General features: G+C 72.7%; 19 protein-coding genes. 9 read left to right on the forward strand and 10 right to left on the reverse strand.

From position 1 onward, the window contains the following. Positions 1-107 precede the first annotated feature (107 nt). Complete coding sequence (locus ACMCNO_RS26975) at positions 108-1409, reverse strand: hypothetical protein (protein ID WP_412752250.1); 1302 nt, start codon at positions 1407-1409, stop codon at positions 108-110. Beyond that, on the reverse strand, positions 1406-2509 hold the full coding sequence (locus ACMCNO_RS26980; protein WP_412752251.1) for a HesA/MoeB/ThiF family protein: 1104 nt from the start codon (positions 2507-2509) through the stop codon (positions 1406-1408). Before ACMCNO_RS26980 ends, ACMCNO_RS26975 begins: the two co-directional genes overlap by 4 nt. Positions 2510-2975: 466 nt before the next feature. Here ACMCNO_RS26980 and ACMCNO_RS26985 point away from each other — a divergent pair, with 466 nt between their 5' ends. The 4 genes from ACMCNO_RS26985 to ACMCNO_RS27000 all read left to right on the forward strand — a co-directional run bounded on the left by ACMCNO_RS26985 (position 2976) and on the right by ACMCNO_RS27000 (position 6838). Next, complete coding sequence (locus ACMCNO_RS26985; protein ID WP_412752252.1) at positions 2976-3710, forward strand: response regulator transcription factor; 735 nt, start codon at positions 2976-2978, stop codon at positions 3708-3710. Then, the gene (locus ACMCNO_RS26990) at positions 3707-5182 is read left to right on the forward strand and encodes an ATP-binding protein (RefSeq protein ID WP_412752253.1); all 1476 of its coding nucleotides are present in this window, start codon (positions 3707-3709) and stop codon (positions 5180-5182) included. The genes ACMCNO_RS26985 and ACMCNO_RS26990 overlap by 4 nt, the downstream gene beginning before the upstream one ends. Positions 5183-5242: 60 nt before the next feature. Then, complete coding sequence (gene ppk2, locus ACMCNO_RS26995; RefSeq protein ID WP_412753817.1) at positions 5243-6136, forward strand: polyphosphate kinase 2; 894 nt, start codon at positions 5243-5245, stop codon at positions 6134-6136. Positions 6137-6280: 144 nt separating this feature from the next. Next, complete coding sequence (locus tag ACMCNO_RS27000) at positions 6281-6838, forward strand: hypothetical protein (protein ID WP_412752254.1); 558 nt, start codon at positions 6281-6283, stop codon at positions 6836-6838. A 46-nt stretch (positions 6839-6884) separates the two neighbouring features. Here the strand turns inward: ACMCNO_RS27000 and ACMCNO_RS27005 are convergent, their stop codons facing one another. The 3 genes from ACMCNO_RS27005 to ACMCNO_RS27015 form a co-directional block, all read right to left on the reverse strand. Continuing rightward, positions 6885-8045: a hypothetical protein gene (locus ACMCNO_RS27005; protein ID WP_412752255.1), complete on the reverse strand. Its 1161-nt coding sequence runs from the start codon at positions 8043-8045 to the stop codon at positions 6885-6887. A 135-nt stretch (positions 8046-8180) separates the two neighbouring features. After that, positions 8181-8390: a DUF397 domain-containing protein gene (locus ACMCNO_RS27010; protein WP_412752256.1), complete on the reverse strand. Its 210-nt coding sequence runs from the start codon at positions 8388-8390 to the stop codon at positions 8181-8183. After that, the gene (locus tag ACMCNO_RS27015) at positions 8387-9238 is read right to left on the reverse strand and encodes a helix-turn-helix domain-containing protein (RefSeq protein WP_412752257.1); all 852 of its coding nucleotides are present in this window, start codon (positions 9236-9238) and stop codon (positions 8387-8389) included. Before ACMCNO_RS27015 ends, ACMCNO_RS27010 begins: the two co-directional genes overlap by 4 nt. 202 nt (positions 9239-9440) lie before the next feature. On the opposite strand from ACMCNO_RS27015, the gene ACMCNO_RS27020 reads away from it, so the two are divergent. The 3 genes from ACMCNO_RS27020 (at position 9441) to ACMCNO_RS27030 (ending at position 13187) form a co-directional block, all read left to right on the forward strand. Continuing rightward, entirely contained in the window at positions 9441-9563 is a 123-nt protein-coding gene (locus ACMCNO_RS27020) for a hypothetical protein (RefSeq protein WP_412752258.1), read from the forward strand. Positions 9564-9600: 37 nt separating this feature from the next. Then, entirely contained in the window at positions 9601-9849 is a 249-nt protein-coding gene (locus ACMCNO_RS27025; protein ID WP_412752259.1) for a hypothetical protein, read from the forward strand. 386 nt (positions 9850-10235) lie between these two features. Next, complete coding sequence (locus ACMCNO_RS27030; RefSeq protein WP_412752260.1) at positions 10236-13187, forward strand: glycosyl hydrolase; 2952 nt, start codon at positions 10236-10238, stop codon at positions 13185-13187. A 44-nt stretch (positions 13188-13231) separates the two neighbouring features. Here the strand turns inward: ACMCNO_RS27030 and ACMCNO_RS27035 are convergent, their stop codons facing one another. Together ACMCNO_RS27035 and ACMCNO_RS27040 are read right to left on the reverse strand one after the other, a co-directional pair. After that, a complete protein-coding gene (locus ACMCNO_RS27035) occupies positions 13232-13660 on the reverse strand; it encodes a DUF2992 family protein (RefSeq protein WP_412752261.1) in 429 nt (142 codons plus the stop codon). A gap of 139 nt (positions 13661-13799) precedes the next feature. Next, the gene (locus ACMCNO_RS27040; RefSeq protein WP_412752262.1) at positions 13800-16337 is read right to left on the reverse strand and encodes a S8 family serine peptidase; all 2538 of its coding nucleotides are present in this window, start codon (positions 16335-16337) and stop codon (positions 13800-13802) included. 361 nt (positions 16338-16698) lie between these two features. Between ACMCNO_RS27040 and ACMCNO_RS27045 the strand changes: the two genes are divergently transcribed. Next, on the forward strand, positions 16699-17118 hold the full coding sequence (locus tag ACMCNO_RS27045; protein WP_412752263.1) for a glycosyltransferase: 420 nt from the start codon (positions 16699-16701) through the stop codon (positions 17116-17118). A 66-nt stretch (positions 17119-17184) separates the two neighbouring features. Here the strand turns inward: ACMCNO_RS27045 and ACMCNO_RS27050 are convergent, their stop codons facing one another. Beyond that, complete coding sequence (locus ACMCNO_RS27050) at positions 17185-17694, reverse strand: hypothetical protein (protein ID WP_412752264.1); 510 nt, start codon at positions 17692-17694, stop codon at positions 17185-17187. A 161-nt stretch (positions 17695-17855) separates the two neighbouring features. On the opposite strand from ACMCNO_RS27050, the gene ACMCNO_RS27055 reads away from it, so the two are divergent. Next, entirely contained in the window at positions 17856-18938 is a 1083-nt protein-coding gene (locus ACMCNO_RS27055; RefSeq protein ID WP_412752265.1) for a DUF3616 domain-containing protein, read from the forward strand. A 26-nt stretch (positions 18939-18964) separates the two neighbouring features. Here ACMCNO_RS27055 and ACMCNO_RS27060 read toward each other — a convergent pair whose 3' ends face one another. Together ACMCNO_RS27060 and ACMCNO_RS27065 are read right to left on the reverse strand one after the other, a co-directional pair. Beyond that, positions 18965-19939, reverse strand: coding sequence for a PHB depolymerase family esterase (locus ACMCNO_RS27060; RefSeq protein WP_412752266.1), 975 nt, complete (start codon positions 19937-19939; stop codon positions 18965-18967). Between the two features lie 104 nt (positions 19940-20043). Further along, on the reverse strand, positions 20044-22104 hold the full coding sequence (locus tag ACMCNO_RS27065; RefSeq protein ID WP_412752267.1) for a diguanylate cyclase: 2061 nt from the start codon (positions 22102-22104) through the stop codon (positions 20044-20046). Between the last annotated feature and the right edge of the window lie 130 nt (positions 22105-22234).

The following is a 22234-nucleotide window of genomic DNA, read 5'->3' on the forward strand; positions in this document are numbered from 1 at the left end:
CGGGCGCGGCCCGCGACCGGATCCTGCTGCTGGCCGTCCTGGCCGACGCGTTTCCCGCTCCCCGGGCGCCCCGCGCGGAGCCCCCATCTCCCGCGCCGCCCCGCCCTTCAGCTGCCCGGAGCGGCTGCCTCCGGGACCGTCCGGCCGGGTCGGCGGCGCGCGGCCGCCGTGGCGACGACCCGGACCCCGCTGCGGATCGCGCCCGCAAGGGCCCACAGCGTCGGCACCACCGCGATCGCGAGCGCGGCGGCCCCCTGCCAGGCGGCGAGCGTGGTGAGTCCGTCCGCCCGGATCGGGGCCACGCACAGCTCGATCAGGTGGGGCAGGCTCGGCAGCATGAACCACACGAGGTAGCCCAGCGCCACCGCGATGCCGGGCACGTACAGCCACAGGTAGCGGCGGGCCCACCGGACCTCGCCCGGGTCGGCGTCGGCGAGCTGCCGGACGTCGGCCGCGGTGGCGCGGCGCAGGTAGCGGCGCAGCAGCGCACCCTTGGTGGCCCACAGGGTCTTCGCGCCGGTCGCGTTGACCAGCAGGGCATACACATCGGTACGCATGAACACCATGATCTGGGCGATCAGCGCGGTGAACTGCAGCAGCACCAGGGCCCGCAGCAGCCGTACGACGACCGGGCCGAGCTGGTCCGCGAGGGTGGCCTGCAGCAGCAGCGCGACCGTCATGATGACGGCGTCCCAGACCATCCCGGCCGCCAGCGGGCCGTAGCGGGCCCGCCGGGGCATGCTCCACAGCCGGGTCAGGTCGGCCTGGAACGTGAGGAAGTACAGCCGCCGGCTCACCGACAGCCTGCTGCGCATCCCGTACGCGGCGGTGGCCAGCACGTGCGCCCCCTCGTGCGCGGCCACGGCGGCCATGCCGAGCACGCTGATCGCCAGGATGTTGAGCAGCTGGGTCTGGAACGGGAAGCCGTCGCGATAGGACGGTCGCAACTCCGGCACCGCGATCAGCAGCACCGGGCCCGCGACGGCGAGCACCGCGTACGCGATCCAGGCGGCCCGCCCGAACATCAGCGTTCCGGCCCGCCGCGCCACCGGACCGGCGAGCCGGTCGTGGTCCTGCTCCCCGGCGAACAGGCCCTCCTCGGCCAGGACGTTCAGGAAGTCCACGACGTCGACCGGCTCACCCGCGAGGTCGGCCGCGCGGCGCTCACACTCGGCCAGGTCCACGCCGTCCTGCAACCACCGGACGATCTCCGCGCCCAGCTCGGGCACCTCGACGTACTCGGCGGTGTGCGGGCTGCCCACGACGAAGCCGTCACCGTCGCGGACCAGGGTGAGCGTCGCGATCTGGGCCGCAGTGGGCAACGGCCGCGGCTCGGCCGCCGCCTCGCTGGTCGGCGCCTCGCTGGTCGGCGCCTCGCCGGCCGGCGCCTCGGTGGTGTCGACGGTCATCGGGCCCCCTCCGCGCCGGTGCACAACGGACAGCGCGGGTTGCGCGCCCACTCGGCCCGGGTGGTGCGCATCCCGTCGGCCAGTTCGACCGTGTGGTAGACCCCGGCTGCGACCGGCGGATCGGTACGGGTCAGATAGCGCCCGGCCTCCAGGGAGACGAAACCGGCCAGCAGCTGCGCGATCGGCCCGGTGGCGCGGTTGACCCGCCCGGCGGGCAGCACGACGGACCGGTCGAGCAGCTCCGGCATGGTCGCGCCCTCGTCCTCGCGGTCGAGTTCCAGGCACAGCCGGCACGCGCTGACCCCGGGCTCGACGGACCAGTAGAACATCGTCGAGTACTGCAGGCCGGCGGCCACGTACGGCACGCCGAGCCGGAAGCATGCCTCGTTGACCAGCAGGTGCACGTCGTTCGGGGAGTCGATGGCGCAGATGACAAGCGACGCCCCGGCCCCGAGGCGGCACAGGTCCGCCACGCCGGTGATCCGCTCGTCGACCGCCTCGACGACCGTGGTGCCCGGCGAGTACCGAGCCACCCAATCCGCGGCGGCCTCCACTTTGGTGCGCCCGACGTCGTCCCGCCCGTACGCGAACTGGCGGGCCAGGTTTTTCTCCTCGACGACGTCGAAGTCGACCAGGCGGATCCGGCCCACGCCGAGGCCGACCAGGGACTGCAGCACGCCGCTGCCCATGCCGCCCGCGCCCAGCAGCAGCACGTCGGCGGCGGCCATGTCGCGGTGGTAGTCGACCGCGGTCCGGTCCAGCCCGGCGAACAGGTCGTAGAAGTGCAGGTTGCTCTCGTGGCGGCGGCGGCTGGCCGGGTCGAGTGCCGTGGTGGCGTCCGCCTGTAGCAGCACTCCGACCTCGTCCAGGGCGTCGACCGCGTCGGCCATCTCCGCCTCGGTGACCTCGAAGCCGTGGCCGCGCATGGCCTCGGGCAGCTCGGCGACGGTGTGTTCGCCGCGGGACAGCACCTGCAGCAGCGCGGTGACGCTGCCGTCGGCGTCGTCGAGGTAGGTCGCCTCCAGCGCGCGCCCCACGAGGATCACCTCAGCGGGCCGCCGCACGACCGAAATGGGCTTGAGTCGGGGCCGGACCGGCATCGCCGTTCTCCTGTTCGCGTCTGATCGGGAAACGTCACCGGGGGAAGGTCAGGCATGAAGGGGCCGGCCCGGCGATCGCCGGGCCGGCCAAGACTTCAACGCTTACGCGGCACCCTGCGGCGGGTCCGGGTCCACGTGCGGACGGGTGGCTTCGATGCGCTCAACCTTCTTGACCTTGATCTTCACGCGATTCCCCTCGTGTTTTCCGGATCCGGCGGGCGACTTGCCCGACCGACTCATCGAAGGTAGGTGGCGGACGGCGGCGCCTCATTCGCCGATGCGACACAAATCAGTCATGGATTGGACAAGACGGATGTATCTGATCTACGGCTTACATCCGTTTCATCACTATTGGCACCCTCGAGGTGCGGACCGTACTGTTCGCACGAGGGCTCTTATCGAATGCTTAGCGAAGTCCCAGCTGGCGTCTTAGCCGCCCGGGCGATCCTGGTGGCGCGGAGGGGCGATGCGGATCCTGGTGGTGGACGACGACGCGGCGGTGCGCGACTCGCTGGCCCGTACGCTGCGCTTCGAGGGCTACCAGGTTGACACCGCCCGCGACGGCCAGGAGGCGCTCGACGCTGTCCACGCCGGTGAACCCGACGCCATGATCCTCGACGTCAGCATGCCGAAGCTCGACGGGCTACAGGCTTGCCACCAGCTGCGGGGCTCCGGGGTGCTGCTGCCGATCCTCATGCTCACCGCGCGCGACAGCGTCGGGGACCGGGTGGCCGGACTCGACGCGGGCGCGGACGACTACCTCGTCAAACCGTTCGCCCTACAGGAACTGCTGGCCCGGCTGCGGGCGCTGCTGCGCCGCTCGGTGCTGGCCGCAGCGGGCCCGCCTGCTGAGCCGGATGCCGCCACGCCCGCGGGCTCCGCACCAGCCCGCGACGGCTGGCTGACCTTCGCCGATCTGCGGCTGAACCCGCAGACCCGGGAGGTGTGCCGCGGCGCGCGCCCGCTGCGGCTGACCCGCACGGAGTTCTCCATCCTGGAGGTCTTCCTGCACCATCCCCGCCAGGTGCTGACCCGGACCGTGCTGTTCGAGCACGTCTGGGGCTACGACTTCGGTGAAGCCTCCAACAGCATCCACGTCTACCTCGGCTACCTGCGCCGCAAGCTGGAGGCCGACGGTGAGGCCCGGCTGCTGCACACCGTGCGCGGGGTGGGGTTCGTGCTGCGCGAGGAGCCGCTGTGACGGCCCGCCGCCGGCGGCAACCGCTGGCCCCGCTGGCCGGATGGTGGCACCGGCGCACGCTGCACGCCCGGCTGTCGCTGCTGGTCACCGGCGCGGTCGCGGTCGCCGTCCTGACCCTCGCGGGGCTGGCGTGGGCGGCGGTCACCGAGATCCAGGAGCAACGGCTGCGGGCCGACCTGAGCGCGGACGCCCAGGCCATCGCCGCCCGCCCGGACCAGTGGCGCGGCGCCCCCGGACAGTTCGGCCCGTGGCCGGCCGGACCCCGACCGCCCGAACCCCCGGGACCCCGGGCCGGGCAGCCGCACCGGATGCGCGATCTCGGGCCACGCTGGCAGATCCTCGGCACGGACGCCACGGTGGTCGGCACGTCCACCGGGCCGCTGCCGGTGACCCCCGGGGCGCGACGGGTCGCGGCGGGCGGCCACCGGGCGGTGCAGGAGCAGGTCATCGTCGGCGACGACACGTACGTGATGCTGACCGTGCCCGCCGCCGGGGGCGGCGCGGTGCAGGTGGCGATCGACCACGGCCCGGAGGAACGCACCCGGGTAGCCTTCGGCCTGCTCCTGGCCGTGGGTTGCGTCGCGGTCATCGCCGGGGCCGCCGTGGCGGGGCGGGCCGTCGCCCGGACCGGGCTGCTCCCGGTGCAGCGGCTCACCGAGGCCGTCGAGGACGTCGCGGTCACCATGGACCTGACCAGGCCCATCGCGGTGAGCGGCGTCGACGAGATCGCCCGCCTGGGCCGTTCGGTCAACACCATGCTGGCCGCCATCGACACGGCCCGGCGGGCGCAGCGCACCCTGGTCGAGGACGCGGGCCACGAACTGCGTACGCCGCTGACCAGCATCCGGACCAACATCGAACTGCTGCTGGCGGTCGAACGCCAGCCGGATCTGGCGCACCGCCTGCCGCCCGAGGAACGCGCCAAGCTGCTCTCGGACCTCGACGCCCAGGTCCGCGAGCTGGCCACGCTGACCACCGAACTGGTCGAGCTGTCCCGGGAGGAGACCACCCGGGAGGCCACCGAGCCGGTGGGGCTGACCGACGTGGTCGCCGCCGCGATCGGGCGGGTCCGCACCCGCGCGCCCGGCCTGGAGTTCACCACGGAGCTGGTGCCGGTCACGGTGCAGGGCCGGGCGGGTGAGCTGGAACGCATGGTGCTCAACGTGCTGGACAACGCCGCCAAGTGGAGCCCGCCAGGTGCCGCGGTGCACACCGTCCTGCGTGCCGACGGCCCGGACTCCTGCGAGCTGACCATCACGGACAACGGGCCGGGCATCGACGAGGCGGACCGGCCGCACGTCTTCGACCGTTTCTACCGGGCGACGGCCGCCCGCGCCATGCCCGGCTCCGGGCTGGGGCTGGCCATCGTCGCCCAGACCGCCACCCAGCACGGCGGCACGGTCACCACCCTGGCGCACGAGCCGCACGGCACCACGGTCGTCATCCGGCTGCCGCGCCTGCCGGAGGCGTGATTCGTCCATTCATCCTGTCGACACCCGCAGCCGTCGGCGGGGATCGATACTCAAGGGGTGATGGTCGAGAACTTCCGCGAGTATCTGGAGCAGCTGCTGCGCGACGGCTACAGCGTGCGGCACGACGAGCACCTCTCCGATCCGGACCTGATCGACCCGGGCGGCAACCCGGTGGAGACCTGGCGCGAGGACTACCCCTACGACGAGCGGCTCGACCGCGACGTCTACGAGACGGAGAAATACCAGCTCCAGATCGAGCTGCTGAAGTTCCAGAACTGGGCGCAGGACACCGCCACCAAGCACGTCATCCTGTTCGAGGGCCGCGACGCCGCCGGCAAAGGGGGCACCATCAAGCGGTTCCTGGAACACCTCAACCCGCGCGCCGCCCGGGTCGTCGCCCTGACCAAACCCACCGAGACCGAACTCGGCCAGTGGTACTTCCACCGGTACGTCACCCAGTTGCCGACCGCCGGGGAGATCGTGCTGTTCGACCGGTCCTGGTACAACCGGGCCGGGGTCGAGCGGGTGATGGGCTTCTGCACCGACCGGGAGTACGAGATCTTCCTGCGCCAGGCCCCGCGGTTCGAGCAGATGCTGGTGGAGAGCGGCTTCTCGCTGACCAAGCTGTGGTTCTCGGTCACCCACTCCGAACAACGCACCCGATTCGCGATCCGGCAGATCGACCCGGTACGCCGATGGAAGCTCTCGCCCATGGACATCGAGTCCCTGGACCGCTGGGACGCGTACACCACCGCCAAGGAGGCGATGATCGAGCACACGGACACCGATCACGCTCGGTGGACCTCCATCAAGAGCAACGACAAGAAGCGGGCCCGGATCAACGCGATGCGGTTCTTCCTCGATCAGTTCGACTACGAGGGAAGGGACCCCTCGGTGGTCTATGCCGCGGACCCGCAGATCGTGCAGCGCGGCCGGGACTCGATCAAAGACTGACGGCGACCGGCCGCGTCGGGAGGTTATTAAGGAGTTCTTAGCGACAGCCCCTCGCCGCGCTTATCCTGCCCGCGCAGGATGACCATCACCGCCCCTGCGCACCAGGACCGGCGGCACCACGCAGGCGAGCGACCAGGAGGCATCATGAGCGACGACACCACCCCGGCGGGTTCGACACCCCCGCCACCGCAGAGCCGGCCTGCCGCCGCGGCGGACGAACCCACCGCGGCCGAGAGCGCGCCCTTCCCGCCGGAAGCCCCACCCGCCCCGCCCCAGGCCACGCCCGCCCCGCCGTACGCGGCAGCGGTCGGCGCGCCGCCCCCGCGCGAGGGTGGCTGGCGGCGGATCACCCGGACCCGCGTGCCGCTGCTGCTCGCGGGAGGCCTCCTGCTGGTCGGCTGCGTGCTCGGGGCGGGCGTGACGGCGGTCGGCGCCCTGGTCGTCGACCACCACGGCGACCACATGCGCGTCGACCGGTACGACCGCTGGGACGGGCCCCGGCACGTCCGGCCCGGTTGGGACGGCCCGGGTTGGGAAGGCCCGGACGGCCCGGGTTGGGGCGAGCAGGACGGCCGCCAGCAGCGTCCGCGCTTCGACCGCCAGCCCGTCCCGAACGCGCCGGGCGCACCCGCGGTCCCGAACGCGCCGGGCGCACCCGCACCTGCCGCCCCGTCGGCCGCTCCGGCGCCTTCCGCCTCCTGACCGGGTAGGCGGACAGCCCCACCGGGCGGCCGTTGTGCCGTGTGCGTCAGGCGCGCGGGAAGCCCACTGTCGGGTGGGGCGGGCCGCCCACCTTCGTGGAGAGCACGTCGACGAGCCGCCAGAGTTCGGGATCGTTACGCGCCGAAGCCCACTCCGCCATCGCCCCGATCACCGTCTCCCAGTCCCAGCCCCGCAGCGACACCGGAACCTCGCCCGCCGACACTCGCGCGCCGGCCTCCTGGATCAACCAGAAATACGGCATGTCGCCGTGCGGCCAGCCCGGTCCGAGCGCTCCGGCGATGTCCCGCCACTTCGACGGCGGCAGGCTGGCCGCGAGGAGACGCTCCTCGTCGAGGTTGAGGGAGTCGAGGGGGGTCGCGGAGATCGTGAACTCGCACCAGGGGGACCAGTCGTCCGTCGCCCTACCGCGAACCCGCCAGCGATACGACACACCCGGCCGCAGCCGCCAGGCCCCACGGAGGTACAGCGTCACATAGCTGCCCTCGGTCGTCAGGTCGCCGCCGTCGTAGGAGACGATTCTGTCGGGGTTCTCCTGCCAGAGCTCCAGGTCGGCCGGCGTGGACGCCGTCGTCTGGGCGGTGAGGACCGGGCGCACCGTGTTGAGGACGGGAGGCGCCGTAGCGGACGCGCAGGCCACTCCGCCGGAGGCCAGGCTGTCCCCCCACACCGCGGCGGGCGGCTCCGGTGCTGCGGTGCTGACCGGCGCCGCGGTGGAGGACGACGGATCGACGAGCCGGTCGGTCGGCGAGTCCGACTGCCACCGCTTGTCCGGCAGTGCGGTTCGGTCCGCATCCGGCGGCCGCGTCGCCACTGCGGCGACCACCGCCAGTACCACGATCATCGCGGCGGCGACGGCCAGCCGGACCAGCGGCCGGGACACGCCCGGCCTGGCCGGTGCGGCGCGGAACGCCTCGGCGGTGATCATGAAGCCGGGCGGCACCGACAGGCCGCGACGGCCCGGTTCCGCGGCTGCCGTTTCGTCGCCGCGCTGTGGGCGGGGCGGCTCCGCGGCTGCCGGTCCGTCGCCGCGCTGTGGGCGGGGCGGCTCCGCGGCCGCTGGTCCGTCGCCGTGCTGTGGGCGGGGCAGCTCCGTCGTGGTGCTGGACGGGTCGACCCGCTTGAGCCGTCTGTGCCGGGTGGCGAACGCTGCGCCCGAGACGATCCCGGTCGCAGCAAGCAGAGCCACCCAGCCGAACCGGCGGGAGGACGGGCGCGGGTTCCTCACGGCTCGTGAGGTCGGCAGCCCGGACACCGACCTGAGAACTTCCGTCCCGCGCCGGCCTGAGGTGATCGACTTCTTGCTTCGAAACGGAGATGCCGCCTACTTGTCGAACTCGCCATCCTTGACGCCCTCGACGAACGAGCGCCACTCGATCGCCGTGAAGAACAGCACCGGCCCGCCGCGGTCCTTGGAGTCGCGCACGGCCCTTCCGCCGTCCGGCAGGTCGGCAACCTCCACGCACGCACCACCGTTGCTGTCGGAGCGGCTGGACTTCCGCCACACCGCAAGGGTCAGGTCTGGGGTATTCATGACCCACTCTCTTCTCTGAACTGGCTGGTCGCCTTGGCCATGAGGTGCCGAGACTCTACCGGCCCGAGCGCGGCAGCGCTCAGGTTCTCCCACAGCCGAGTGTAGGACCGGACCACCTCGGGACGGTCGTGGTAGGAGGCGTCCGTGTAGTCCTCGAGGTAGATCACGTCCGACGTGGAGTCGTGTTCGAACCGCAGGATGATGAATGGATACGAGGCCGTGGTGTAAGTCTGGGCGCTGAATGGCAGCACCTGGATCGTGACCCCGGGCCGCCTGCTGACTTCCGCCAGGAACTCCAACTGCGCGCGCATCGTGGCCGCGCTGCCGACCGTTCGACGGATCGCGGACTCGCTGAGAATGAAGGACAGCTCGGAACCGTCGGCGCCGTCCAGTGCGCTCTGCCGCTCCAGCCGGACCTGGACCTGACGATCGATCTCCTCGTCCGGCCCGGCGTCCAGGATGGCCCGGATGTAGGGCTCGGTCTGGAGGATGCCGGGCACCACCTCGGACTGGTACCACCGGATTTCCGAGGCGTCCGACTCCAGGTCGACGTATTGCCGGAACCAGCCGGGGAGCGCGTCCCGGTAGGTGCTCCACCGGCCGCGCTGACGACCGGCCTTCGCGAGGTCCCGCATGGACTCGGCTTCCTCGCCGGTCACGCCGTAGAAGTCGAGCAGGTGCGCGAGATCGGTGAGCCGGACACCGCTCTGGCCCAGTTCGAAGCGGCTGATCTTGGAGGCGGCGGCGTCGATGACCGCGGCGGCCTCGTCCTGCGTCCGGCCCGCCGCTTCGCGGGCCCGCTTGAGGGCGTTGCCGAGCCTGCGTCGCTGCACGGTCGGGTTGGTCACCGATCAAACCTCCGCTCGGAACGTGCTGACAAGTATGGAGCGCACCGTGACCGTCGGGTCACCCGGGCCCATCGGCCGTCTTTCCAAAGTGGAAGTCCAGCTGTAGCGTGAGCACCCAGGTGGAACCCAAGCTAGAAGTCCACTTTCGATCTTGCAACTTGCGTTTCTCCCCGGAGGCAACGGAGGTGCTCGGGTGGTCGTGGTGACATCGACGGCCCTGATGGTCGGCTTCCTCGGCGGGTTGCTCAGCTTCAAGGTCAAGCAGCGATGGTGTCCGCGCTGCGGATCGCTGACCACGGGTGACACTCCGGAGCGCCACCGATGACCGGCGACAGCCAGAAGCCGCCCGAGGAAGTGATGGCATGGTGATGCCGGAGATCGGCGCCACCTACGACATCACCGAGAAGGACTACCGGTACGGCCGTGGACCGCTGGTCGTGCGGATCACCGAGGTCATCGGCGAGGTCGAGTACGACGGCGAGGCGTGGTGGGACGTGGAAGCCGTCGCGAGGCCACCCGGCTCCGTCGGCCCGGACGGCGCACGGCGGCTGTACATCCGGGCGGCGAGCCTGCCGAACGCCCGACGGAACGGACCACCTGCCGCGCATTGACCGTCGCGCACTCGGCAACCAGCCAGTTTCGGAACCGGTTCCGGTCGGAACCGGTTCCGACCATTTCGGGGGCCGGCATTCCGGCTGCTGGAACCGTTTCCGGAGCGGACGGACGCTCGACGGACACTGGCGCATTCATCATCCACTGCGGACGATGCAACATTGTCGAAACATTGACGTCACTTATGGCGATCAGTTAGCTTCGTGAGAGAGCGCTCTCACGGCATCCCCCACCGCCGCCTCCCTCCCCCTCCCCTTCCCTGCAAGCGGGTCAGAGCCACTGGTCCGTCGCCTGACCTCGCCCACAACAGCACCTCCCTTCATCACATCCGGACCGCCGGCCGCCCCAGGGCGGCCGGGGGTCCTTGTATTTCCTGGAGAATTCGATGACACCTCAGGGAATTCGTGCCGGGCTGGCAGGGGCGACCGCCGCGCTGGTCCTCACCGGCGTCGGACTCGTCGCCGCCACGCTCCCCGCCAACGCTGCACCCACCGCCGGGTACACCACCGACCGAATCGGGCCGCTGCCCTCCGGCTGCGGCGACCTGTCCACCCACCCCCGGCAGTTCCTCACCGCCCGCGCTCCGGCCGGGGCCATCCCGACCAACGACTGGTGGTCCTCGCTCATCTACAAGCGCACGGAATGCGCGTTCAGCGAGCCGTTGCACGCGCATCCGATCTCCTTCGACACGTACCGCGACGGGCTCGGCTTCTCCGGGAACGACACCCCGTCGATCACCGGCACCGCCACCGGGGTCGGCGAGTTCCACTATCCGTACGCACAGGACATCCGCGTCGGGGTGGCCGGGCTCGCCGCGCCCGTGGTCGCCGTGGACGACTGGAGCGACTGGACGGTCACCCCGTACTGGAGCGACGGGACCCGGACGCTGCGCGCGACCATCGGCAAGGGCCTGCCGTTCGCGTACTTCCAGGCCAGTGGCGGAAACGCGGTCGTCACCGCCACCGGCACCCCGGTCGTGTGGCTGAACGACGGGGCCACGGTCGGCTTCACCGCCAACGGGCACGACTACGTCGCATACGCCCCGACCGGCGCCACCTGGACCGTCTCCGGCGGCACCCTCACCTCGGGGCTGGCCGGGCACGACTACTTCTCCGTGGCCCTGCTGCCCCGCACGACCGACACGGCGGCGCGCACCGCGCTGGCGCGGCAGTTCGGCCAGTACGCCCACAACCACGTCACCGGCACCCGCGTCGACTACCAGTACGCACCGGCCACCGGCGCGGTCACCACCACGTACTCGTTCACCACCAAGGCCCGGGAAGGCAACACCACCGGCACGGTCGTCGGGCTGTACCCGCACCAGTGGAAGCACCTCACCGGCGCCACCCCGCTCAGCCCGACCTACCGCACCGCCCGGGGCACGATGAAGCTCCTGGCCGGGACGAGCGCGTTCCGCACCACGATGACGTTCCAGGGCGTGCTGCCGGAACTGCCCGCGATCGGTGACAGCGCGGGCGCGGACCTCGCCACGCTGACCGGATACCTGGCGGCCGACCGCGCCAACCCGCAGGCCCGGCAGGGCGAGGACACGTACTGGACCGGCAAGGGCCTGGGCCGGGCGGCCCGGATCGCCGAGATCGCCGACCTGGTCAACGACACCGCGTCACGCGACAGCGCGCTCGCGGCCATCAAGACGACGCTGACCGACTGGTTCACCGCCCCGGCCGGAAAGACCCAGCACGTCTTCGCCTACAACGCCGACTGGGGCACGCTGATCGGCTACCCGGCCTCGTACGGGTCGGACTCCGAACTCAACGACCACAGCTTCCACTACGGCTACTACGTGACCGCGGCGGCGACCCTGGCCCGCTTCGACCCGGCCTGGGCGCACACCGCCCCGTACGCGGACATGGTCGACATGCTGATCCGCGACGCGAACAACTACGACCGCACCGACACCCGCTTCCCGTTCCTGCGCGACTTCGACATCTACGAGGGCCACGACTGGGCGTCCGGGCACGGGTCGTTCGGCGCGGGCAACGACCAGGAGTCGTCCTCGGAGGGAATGAACTTCGCGGCCTCGCTGATCCTGTGGGGGCAGGCGACCGGGAACACCGCGATCCGCGACGCGGGAGTCTTCCTCTACACCACCCAGGCCGCCGCGGTCGACGAGTACTGGTTCGATGTGGACGGTGACAACTTCCCGGCCGCGTTCGGCCACGGCGGGGTCGGCATGGTGTGGGGCGACGGGGGCGCGTACTCCACGTGGTTCAGCGCGGAGCCCGAGATGATCCACGGCATCAACCGGCTGCCGATCACCGCGGGCCACCTCTACCTGGGCACCACCCCGGGGTACGTGCGGTCCGCATACGCCGAGATGGTGCGCAACAACGGCGGTGAGCCGTCGGTGTGGCAGGACGTGCTCTGGTCGTACCAGGCACTCGGCGACGGCGCGACGGCGCTCGCGAACCTGCGCGCCAATCCCGGGTACCGCGTCGAGGAGGGCGAGAGCCGCGGGCACACGTTCCACTGGATCCGGAACCTCGCTGCGCTGGGCACCGTGGACGCCCCCGTGCACGCGGACCACCCACTGGCGGCGGTGTTCACGACCGGCGGCGACCGCACGTACGTCGCCACGAACACCGGCAGCAACGCGATCATGGTGACGTTCTCGGACGGCAAGACCCTGAGCGTCCCGGCGGGGCGGACGGTCGCCGCCGGAGCGCACTCGTGGAGCGGCGGCAACGGCTCCGCCCAGCCGTCCACCGGGCCGGACCCGACGCCGAGTTCGAGCGACCCGTCGCCGACCCCGACCGGCACCGGGTCACCCACGCCCACCGATCCCACACCCACCGATCCCACACCCACCGATCCCACGCCGACGCCGCCCGCGTCGCCGACGCTGTACCTGGTCTCCGGTGGGCTGTCCGGGACCTCCGGGGTGCTGTCCGGAGTCGCCGGTGAGCGCGGCACCGCCACCGTGGCTGCGGCGGTGGGCAACCACGACGGCACCCCGTCCGGCGCCCTGGTCTACCGGGCCACCGGTGTCGACCTGACCTACCGCGGTGGCTCGCCCGCCTTCGACCTGTTCCTCGACGCGGGCACGGCCGTCGGCAACGGGGTGCAGGCGCGGATCTCGTACGACCTGACCGGGGACGGGACCGTGGACCGCGCCGAGACCTACCGGTACTTCGCGACCGATCCGCTGCCCGGGTACGAGCACTACACCCAGGACGCGGGCCTGCTCAGCGCGACCGGCACGGCGGGAGACCTGCGCCACGGCACCGTGACCGTCGAGGTCTGGAGCGCCATCGGCAGTCAGACCACCACCCTCGGGCTGGGCGACCAGTCCCGGGTCCGGCTGCCGTACGAGTAAGTCGCCGCCGGGGGTCCGGCCGAAGGGTCCGGACCCCCGCCCGGTCAACGACCGCGGTGGCGGGCCTTGGCTTTGGCGACGGCCGCCGCTCGCCGGTGCGCCGCACGCGCCCCCCGGCGCTGTTTCGCCGTTGCCATGCGTTCGGCCTTCCGCTGCTCGAACGCGGCGGCAAGCGCCGCTTGAGCCTTGGTGGACACCGGTGGGCGGCCGGCTTCGCGAGCCGCTTCGCGGGCGGCTCGGCGTGCGTGGCGCCGGCCCGGCTCGGGCGCCGCCGCGACCGGAACCGGGGGCGCCGCGAGCACCTGCTGAACCAGGCGGCCGAAGTCCCCTCCCGCCGCGAACGCCGCGAGTTCCGGGCCGGTCGGCTCGTCGCCGAAGATGACCCGCGCGGCGCGCAGCTGGTCGCCGTCCTCGATCTCGAGTAGCCCGACCCAGTACGAGCCGTCATGAAACACAGTGAACCGTGACCCCATCAGTCCTCCAGGTACGCGAAAGCGACCTGGCCGCACCGGTTCCCTGTCAGTGCAGGGCGACGAGCCGCTGTCCGCGGCCGCCCGGACTACCAACCGGGCCGTGGGGTTCGTGTGCCAGGCGGCCAGCGTACGCCATTGCCTACCGCCGGCGCGGCGGGCTGATCGCCACCCCGACGTCGTCGGCCACCACACCGGCCGTGTCCACCGAGTACACCAGCGCATCCGTGCCGGTGGCGTTCTCCAGCCCGATCGTCGCGTACCGGCCGGTGGCCCAGATGCCCTGCAGGTTGCGGTAGCGGTAGGTGACCTCGCCGTCGCGGTGCAGGATCGCGCTGATCGACACCCGCTGCTGTGGGTCGCCGAAGAAGCGCACGTTGCGCCACTCCACCACGAACGTGTCGGCGTCGGCCGCGGTCCACACCCCGGCGTCGGCGTCGACGAACAGGTCGTCCCAGAACGGGTACAGCGCGTTGTTGGGCTGAGCGGTGCTGGGCAGGACGGTGTTGGCGAACGCGGTGGCGGGTCCGTCGAAGGCGATCACGCCGTTGCTGCCGACCCACGCCACGGTGTGCTCGACGCCGTACAGCGGGACCGGGAACGGGAGGGTGACCTGGGCGGCGACGTCGTCCCCGGTCAGCTCGACCCGGGTGTCACCGGCCCGGTACCCCTCGAGGGCCGGGCCGCACGTGTGGCCGTACTGATCGGTGGTCCGCTCCAGCGGGATCTCCAGGGTGGCGTCCTCGGCCAGGGTCAGGGCGCGGGTGGCGGAGGCGACGCACCCGCCGACCGGGCGGACCGTGAGCTGGTACGTACCCAGCGGCGCGGCGATCCGGTAGTGCCCGTCGGGGTCGGTGCTGACGGACACCGGTGTCCCGGCCAGGGCGATCGTCGCGCCCGGCACCGGGGCTCCGGCCGCCGTGACCGTGCCGGTCAGCACCGCCGAGGCGCTCGCGGTCAGTGCCGCGTCGAGCCGGTCCGCGGCGCCGTTGTTCACCTGGACGTCCGCGTCGGAGGCGTCGTACCCGAACGCGACGATCCGCACGTGGTACGCCCCCGCGACGAGCCGGGCGAAGCGGTAGCCGCCGTCCGCGCCGGTCGTGACGCTGCGCTCGGCCGGGCCGGTCACCTGCACGATGGCCCCGGCCAGCGGGGTGCCACCCGCGGTGACCGTGCCGGTGAGGCTGCCGGACGGGCTGAGCGCCAGGGTCACCGCGGCTGACGCGTCGAGGCGCCCCTGCCCGAAGACGTTGTTGTCGCCGGGGGCGCCGCCACACGACAGGTCCTCGGTGTCGAGCGCCGCGGTGTCCAGCACCTCGCGGGTCGCGGCGATGTCGCGGCGCAGGGCCGGGGCCGCCGACCAGAGCAGCGCGACCGTCGCGGCGGTGTGCGGGGAGGCCATCGAGGTGCCGCTGTAGACCGCGTACCCGCCGCCGGCGACGCTGGAGCGCACGTCGACCCCGGGGGCGGCGATGTTCGGCTTGACCACGCCGTCCTGGCCGGTGCCGCGGCTGGAGAACGGCGCGATGGCGTTGTCGGCGTCGTAGGCGCCCGAGGCGTAGGTCGCGGTGTATGAGCCGGGGGTGTTGGCGGTGCCGCAGGTCGGGCCCGAGTTGCCCGCGGAGAACGCGGGGAAGATGCCCGCGGCGACCCAGGCGCGCACGACGTCGGAGTACCAGGGATCGAAACCGGAGGAGCCGCCCCACGAGTTGTTCACCACGTCCGGGGCGAGGTCCGGGCGGGGGTTGTTGCCCGCGCGGTCGGTGGGCGCCACGATCCACTGCCCGGCGGCCAGCAGCGAGGCGATCGAGCAGGAGCTGGTCTCGCAACCCTTGGCGGCGACCCAGGTCGCGCCGGGGGCGACGCCGATCGCGGTGTCGCCGTCACTGCCCACCATCGTGCCCATGGTGTGCGTGCCGTGCCCGACGTTGTCGCACGGGGTCGTGTCGGCGCACACGTGCGCCGGGTCGAACCAGTTGTAGTCGTGGTCGTACCCGCCCTCGGCGCGGCGGCCCCGGTATCCGGCCGCCAGCGCCGGGTGGTCGTACTGGACGCCGGTGTCGACGTTGGCGACGACGATGCCCTCGCCGCGGTCGTGGTTGTCGTTCCAGACGCGGGGCGCGCCGATCCGGTCGATGTTCCACTCCGTGCCCTGCACGGCGGCGCGCGCGGTGCCGGTGACCGGGGCGGGCAGCCGGACCGGCTCGTCCGGGAGCACCGCCTTGACCTCCGGCCGGGCGGCCACGTCGCGCAGCAGGGCGGCGCCGCCGGTGACCCGGATCGTGTCCGAGATCCAGTACGTGGTGAACCGCGCCCCGCGCCGGGTCAGCAGCGCGCGCAGCCCGGCCTGGTGGCGGGCGGTGGCCGTGGTGCCGGCCCGGTAGACCGCGCCGGCCTTGGCCTTCCCGGCGGCCCGGCTGGCGGCGCTCAGGTCGGGTGCGTCACGCAGCACGACCCAGAAGGTGGTGTCGCCGCGCGCCACCTCGGCACGCACCTGGGCCGAGACCGTGGCGGGGGCCTCGTCGAGGGTGACCGCGCGGGCCGCTGTGGCACCGGTCGGGCGGGCAGCGCGGGAATCTGTCGCGCGAGCCGCCGTGGCGTCGGTCGCCAGGGCGGTCACGGCGGCCGCGGCGGCGAGGGCGGCAGTCCAGCGGCGCCGGGTCGGCCTGTCGTTCGTCACCTGGGTCGTCCCTTCCCCGGGGTCGGCTCCGCGAAGAGGGAGCCGGTGGGGACGCTATCGACGTACGTGAATGGGCTGCAAGCTCTTGCGGTTGTTGCCGGGCCCTTGCGGCGGCGTGACGGGGCGGTTGCCGGGCGGCACCCGCCGCAGGCCACCGCGCCCGGGCGGGACGACAGATGTTCTCCGGCAAGGGCGCGGCCCGCAGATGGCGCACAAACCTGGCGCCGGACCGAACGCCAACCGCGCGTGCCACCACAGTGGAGGAGCTGGGAGGGCTCCCATTCTGTGACGGTGACAACATTTGCGGACGGCTTGAATCCCGAATGAGGTGGCGTTGAGGTTGCCCTCCGACCGTGGGGGCATGACCGTTGCGAACCTGATCGCCGCCCCGCCCGTCGTCGTTCCCGCCTTCGCCGGAACGCGCCCCACCACCGTCGACTTCTCCGTCGTGATCCCGTTCCACAAGCCCGGCGCCCGGCTGCTCAGCACGGTGCAGCGGCTGGCCGAGGTCCTGCACGCGCAGAACATCAGCTTCGAGGTGATCGCCGTCTCCGCGGGCTGCATCGACGGCTCCGGCGCCACCCTCGCCGACGTGGCGCACACCCGGGTCATCGCGAGCCGCGAGATCCAGGACAAGGGCGCCGCCCTGGACGCGGGCTTCGCGGCCGCCGCCGGTATCTGGATCGGCATCCTCGACATCGACGGTGACGGCGAGGTCGACCCGTACGAGGTCGTGGAGAACCTGCACCGGGCCCGCGACGGCTACTCCGCCGAGGTCTGATCGCCCACCTGGCGCCGGTCCCGAGCGCCACGGCGACCCGCACCGGCCGGACCGGCCGGGCGGCGATCAGGAGGCCGTCACGGGCTCGCGGACCTGCAGCGCCGTCGCGACCGCGTCGAGGTCGGCGAACATCCCGGCCTGCGCGGCCCGGGCCCGGTTCAGCAGCCCGGCCCGCTCCCGCAGCCCCACCGGCACCACCAGCCCCACCGGTTCTCCCCGCCCCACCGGTTCTCCCTGCCCCACCGGTTCTCCCTGCCCCACCGCGTGCGGCACGATCAGCCGGTGGGTGTGATGGCCGGCCGGGGCGACGCCGCGGCGTACCCGGCTGCGCCCGTACGCCAGCGCCCCGTCCAGCGCCGCCCACCCGGCTCCCAGGGCGCAGGCCGCGGTCACCACCCGCGCCGCGGCGGTGTCGGCGCGGCCGGTCTCCCGCAGGAACGCCAGCACGGCCGGATGAACGCCGCCCGCCCGGGCCCGCACCTCGACGACCCGGCACGCATGGAACGCGCCGCCATCGTCCACTGCGGACGGTGCCGCCTCCACCGCGCCGGAGTCCGGTCCACCAACGGCATCCATGAGCAGCACCCTCCCGCAAGGACACCGCCGAGCGTATGGAGTTCTCTCGATCGATGGCAGCCGCGACCGGCCCCCGCACCTGGGACCTTCGGCCCGCCCTACCGCCGGTAATCGCGCCGGCGGGTCCCGGGGAGGTGCGCGGGGATGCCAGGATCTCGGGCATGACTCTGGAACACACCGTCCGGCTGCGCTTCGGGGACCGCTCGCGGGCCGCCGCCACGCACACCAACCTGTCCGCGGTCCGCGCCGACGGTGCCGTGCTGTGGGTCGCCGGTGACGAGACCGCGACGGTGGAGCGCCTGGTGGCCGACGACCCGCACCGGCCCACCGAGTTCGGGGACGAGACCACGTTCCGGCTGGCCGACCTGGTCGAGCTGCCCGGCGCCGACGGCGAGGAGGAAGCCGACCTCGAGGGTCTCGCCCGGACGGGACACTTCCTGTGGGCGGTCGGCTCACACAGCCTGCGCCGACGCCAGATCAAGGCGCGCCACGACGACGCCAAGGCGCTGAAGCGGCTGGGCCGGGTGGAGGGGCAGGACAACCGGCAGATCCTGGTCCGGCTGCCGATCACCGAGGTGGGCGGGCTGCCCACCCCGGTCCGGAAGATCGTCGTCGACGGCCGGACCGAGCGCGCGGCGATCCTCGCCGGGCGCGGCAACCTGCGGGCCCTGCTGGCTGACGACGATCACCTGGCCCCGTTCCTGGCCATCCCGGGCAAGGACAACGGGCTGGACATCGAGGGCATCGCGGTGCACGGCGAACGGGTCTACCTGGGGCTGCGCGGGCCCGTGCTACGCGGCTGGGCGTTCGTGCTGGAGGTGCGCCCGTACCCGGATCCGGCGGACCCGGGACGCCTGCTGCTGCGGCCGTTCGACGACGGGCGGCCGTACCGCAAGCACGTGCTGGACCTCGACGGGCTGGGCGTACGCGACCTGTGCCCGGACGGTGACGACCTGCTCGTGCTGGCCGGACCCACCATGAACCTGGACGGACCGGTACGGATCTATCGCTGGCGCGGCGCCTGCCAGGTGAAGATGCCCGCGGTCGTCCGCGGCGAGGTCCTGAGCCGGGAGCTGGAGCTGCCGTACGGCGAGGGCGACGACCACGCCGAGGGCATCGGGCTGCTGGCACCACGCGAGCAGGGCCGGGTGCTGGTGGTGTACGACAGCCCCGCGGCGGCCCGCCTCACCGACGACGGCGCGGTCGTCGCCGACGTGGTCCGCCTCCCGCCCGGGAACGCCTGACCGCCCCCGGGCGGGACGACCCGCGCTCAGCGGTCGAGGCCGAAGAACACCGCGTCCTGGTACGCCGAACAGATCGTGTCCAGGAAGTACGCCGCGGCGGCCCCGCACTGCTGCGGCTCGGCACCCGGGTCCACCGGCAGGCCGTGACCCATGCCCGCGATCCGGTACAGCCGGACCTGGTCGGCGCCGTACACCTCCAGCGTGGTGCCCGCGGGCAGCGCCCGGGTCGCGGTCGGCTGCGCCGCGATGCCCAGCACGCCGGTGAACTGGTCGCGCAGCTCCACCCCGTTGGCCGGGACGACCGTCCAGTCGGCCTGGCCGTGCCAGATCGCCACCCGGGGCCACGGCCCGGAGTATCCGGGGACGGCCGCGCGCACGAGGCCGCCCCACTGCGCAGCGGTCCGGTCGGGCGGCGCGTACTGGCAGGTCATGGCGGTGGCCACGGAGGTGGCGCAGCGGTAGGGCAGGCCCGCCGCGATCGACCCGGCCGCGAACACCTCCGGATAGGTGGCCAGCATGACGGCGCTCATCGCCCCGCCCGCGGACAATCCGGAGACGAAGATCCGGGCCGGGTCGGTCCCGTATGTGGCCACGGCGTACCCGGCCATCTGGCGGATGGACAGCGCCTCGCCCTGGCCGCGGCTGGTGTCCGCGGGCAGGAACCAGTTGAAGCAGGCGGCGGAGTTGTTCGCGGTCTGCTGTTGTGCCAGCACCAGCGCGAAACGCCACCGGTCGGCGAAGGCACGCCACCCGGAGTTCGCGAAGTAGCCGGCGGCGTCCTGGGTGCAGCCGTGCAGCAGCACGACCGCGGGTGCGCCCGGCGGCAGGCCCGCGGGCCGGTAGGCGTACATGACGAGGTTGCCGGGGTTGGTGCCGAAGCCGGTCACCTGTTCCAGGCCCGCGGCGTGCGCCCGGCCGGGGACGGCCAGGGCGGCGCCGAGGACGACGGTGAGGACGACGGCGACGAGGTGACGGACACGGCGGATGGGGGAACGGCCCATGGCGGCCTCCGCGTGGGGGATTCGGGGATCCACCGACCGTACGTGCCGCCACCGGGTGGCGACATGGGTCGCGGCCCCACAATCGCGGGTGCCGGGATGTCGCCTTACGCGACGAGCGCGTTGCGGTCGGCCGGGGCGGCCGGGCGGCGGCTGCGGCCCCGGCCGCGGGCCAGCTTCCGCTGGTACAGCTCCGCGTCGGCGTGCGCGTACAGCGCCTCCAGGTCGGTGCCGTGCCGTCCGAGGACGCCGGCGCCGACGCTGACCCCGATGCGTTCCGACAGCGCGTTCTCCAGCTCCCCGGCCACGTCGTGGGTCTCACCGGCGCTGTGGGAGGAGAGCAGGACGACGAACTCGTCACCGCCGAGGCGGCCCACCACGTCGTGCGGGTGCAGCCGCTCCCGCAGCGTGGCGCCCACCCAGCACAGCAGTTCGTCGCCGGCGGCGTGACCCTCCGCGTCGTTGATCTCCTTGAACCGGTCGAGATCGAGGATGAGCAGCGACAGGCCCCGGTCGTGGCGCTGCGCGTGGGCGAGTTCGGCGGTGAAGCGTTCCCGGAAGCCCCGCCGGTTGAGGCACTGGGTCAGCGCGTCCACCCGGGACAGCTCGCGCAGTTTGCGACGCTGGGCGGCGGCTATGCGGCCCCGGCCGGCGCAGACCACGGACACGACCAGCGCGCCGCCGAGGTGGGCGATCGCGTACCACGCGCTCGAGACGCCCACGAAGACGGCCATGGCCACGTAGCCCGCCGCCGCGAGCGGCACGAGACCGGCCCGCGGGCTGATCAGGGCGATCAACGGCATCGTGGTGAGCATTCCGAGCGCGAGGGTGGAACTCGCGCCGCCGTCGAGACAGATCGCGACCGCAGACGTGCTGAACTGGATCAGCCCCGCGACCGGCATGATCAGCACGACGGCGGAGTGCCGACACAACCAGCCCGCGGACGCGACGGTGGCCACCCCGAGCGCGCAGGCGATCGCCAGCAGCGTGGCCATGAGCCAGCGGTGCGAGTGGCCGGCAGCGAACAGCAGGACGTAGAACAGCCCGATCGCGGGGGTGGAGGTGCCGAGCCAACCCGTCTCGGTGATCGCGCGACGGCGCCGCTCGTGCCGGGACACCTTGGCCGACTGCCGGCGCGTGCCGTCGCCGCGGGCATTGGCGACCGCGGCCTCCGCCGGCACCTGCCGGTCGTGGTCCGCCTTGTCGCGGTAGACGCGCCGGTCGGCGATCTCCTTGAGGGCCTCGGGGGTGGTCGCCTCGGTCGGGTAGCACGCATAGCCGATGCCCGCCGAAGCCACCCCGTCCAGGGCGGCGTGCAGCCGTTCGAGCACCACGGGAACCCCGTCGGCCTCGATGCCGCTGAGCACCGCGGCGAACTCGTCGCCGCCGACGCGGCCCACGGCGTCGTGGGTGCGCAACTGCTCGTCGATGGTGCGGCCGGTCCACACCAGCAGGTCGTCACCGGCCTGGTGGCCGTACCGGTCGTTGATCTCCTTGAAGCCGTCCAGGTCCACCAGCAGCAGGACGGCGCTGTCGCCGGTGCGCTCGGCCTCGGCGAGCTCGGTCGCCAGGCGTTCCTCGAAGCCGCGCCGGTTGAGGCAGCCGGTGAGCGGGTCGATCCGGGACAGGTCGCTGAGGCGGCGCTGCAGCGACACCATGGCCGCGGAGTACCGCAGGCACAGCGTCGCGATGATGCCGGTGTGGATGGTGTAGACCAGCGCATAGCTGAGCTGCTCGGTATCCCCGGCCAGGGCGACACCCCAGTATCCGGCCGCGGCGAGGCCCGCCACGGCGAGGAACGGCCGCAGCGGCATCCCGACCGCAAGCAGGATGACCAGGAGCGGCAGGAACCCGCCCAGCGGGTTGTTCAGCCCGCCGTCGAGCAGGGCCAGCGCGGTGAATCCGGCGACGTTGACGACGAGCCCGGCCAACTGCACGGTGGCGCGGCGCCCGGCCCGCTCGATGGCCCCGGCGCCCGCCACGGTCACGGCGGCCAGCAGCAGCATCGCCAGGCAGATCACCGTCATGGCCGGGCGGTTCCCGGCCGACCAGGTGGTCGCGAGGTACACCTGGGTGCACGCCGGCGTCAGCAGGGTGAGCGCGGCCCCGGCCCGCACGCTGCGCAGGCGGCGGCGCGGCAGGTCGTTGACCGACGACGTCGTCGTCATTCCCCGCCTCACCTCCCCCGCCCAGAGACCGACCTCTTAATGACCTGCGATCGGCACGGTGGGGTGCGACTGAATGCCCGCGCAGGAGCAGAGCGGGAGCATGCCGCGCCGCAATGAACCGATTCAGTCG

The organism is Krasilnikovia sp. M28-CT-15 (genome assembly GCF_047159595.1).
In the GTDB taxonomy this organism is placed as follows: domain Bacteria; phylum Actinomycetota; class Actinomycetes; order Mycobacteriales; family Micromonosporaceae; genus Actinoplanes.

Bases quoted from the DNA above. Each gene is read 5' to 3' on its own strand.
- ACMCNO_RS26975 (WP_412752250.1), bottom strand. From the start codon at position 1,409: ATGACCGTCGACACCACCGAGGCGCCGGCCGGCGAGGCGCCGACCAGC.
- ACMCNO_RS26980 (WP_412752251.1), bottom strand. From the start codon at position 2,509: ATGCCGGTCCGGCCCCGACTCAAGCCCATTTCGGTCGTGCGGCGGCCC.
- ACMCNO_RS26985 (WP_412752252.1), top strand. From the start codon at position 2,976: ATGCGGATCCTGGTGGTGGACGACGACGCGGCGGTGCGCGACTCGCTG.
- ppk2 (WP_412753817.1), top strand. From the start codon at position 5,243: ATGGTCGAGAACTTCCGCGAGTATCTGGAGCAGCTGCTGCGCGACGGC.
- ACMCNO_RS27000 (WP_412752254.1), top strand. From the start codon at position 6,281: ATGAGCGACGACACCACCCCGGCGGGTTCGACACCCCCGCCACCGCAG.
- ACMCNO_RS27010 (WP_412752256.1), bottom strand. From the start codon at position 8,390: ATGAATACCCCAGACCTGACCCTTGCGGTGTGGCGGAAGTCCAGCCGC.
- ACMCNO_RS27025 (WP_412752259.1), top strand. From the start codon at position 9,601: ATGGTGATGCCGGAGATCGGCGCCACCTACGACATCACCGAGAAGGAC.
- ACMCNO_RS27030 (WP_412752260.1), top strand. From the start codon at position 10,236: ATGACACCTCAGGGAATTCGTGCCGGGCTGGCAGGGGCGACCGCCGCG.
- ACMCNO_RS27035 (WP_412752261.1), bottom strand. From the start codon at position 13,660: ATGGGGTCACGGTTCACTGTGTTTCATGACGGCTCGTACTGGGTCGGG.
- ACMCNO_RS27045 (WP_412752263.1), top strand. From the start codon at position 16,699: ATGACCGTTGCGAACCTGATCGCCGCCCCGCCCGTCGTCGTTCCCGCC.
- ACMCNO_RS27050 (WP_412752264.1), bottom strand. From the start codon at position 17,694: ATGGATGCCGTTGGTGGACCGGACTCCGGCGCGGTGGAGGCGGCACCG.
- ACMCNO_RS27055 (WP_412752265.1), top strand. From the start codon at position 17,856: ATGACTCTGGAACACACCGTCCGGCTGCGCTTCGGGGACCGCTCGCGG.
- ACMCNO_RS27060 (WP_412752266.1), bottom strand. From the start codon at position 19,939: ATGGGCCGTTCCCCCATCCGCCGTGTCCGTCACCTCGTCGCCGTCGTC.
- ACMCNO_RS27065 (WP_412752267.1), bottom strand. From the start codon at position 22,104: ATGACGACGACGTCGTCGGTCAACGACCTGCCGCGCCGCCGCCTGCGC.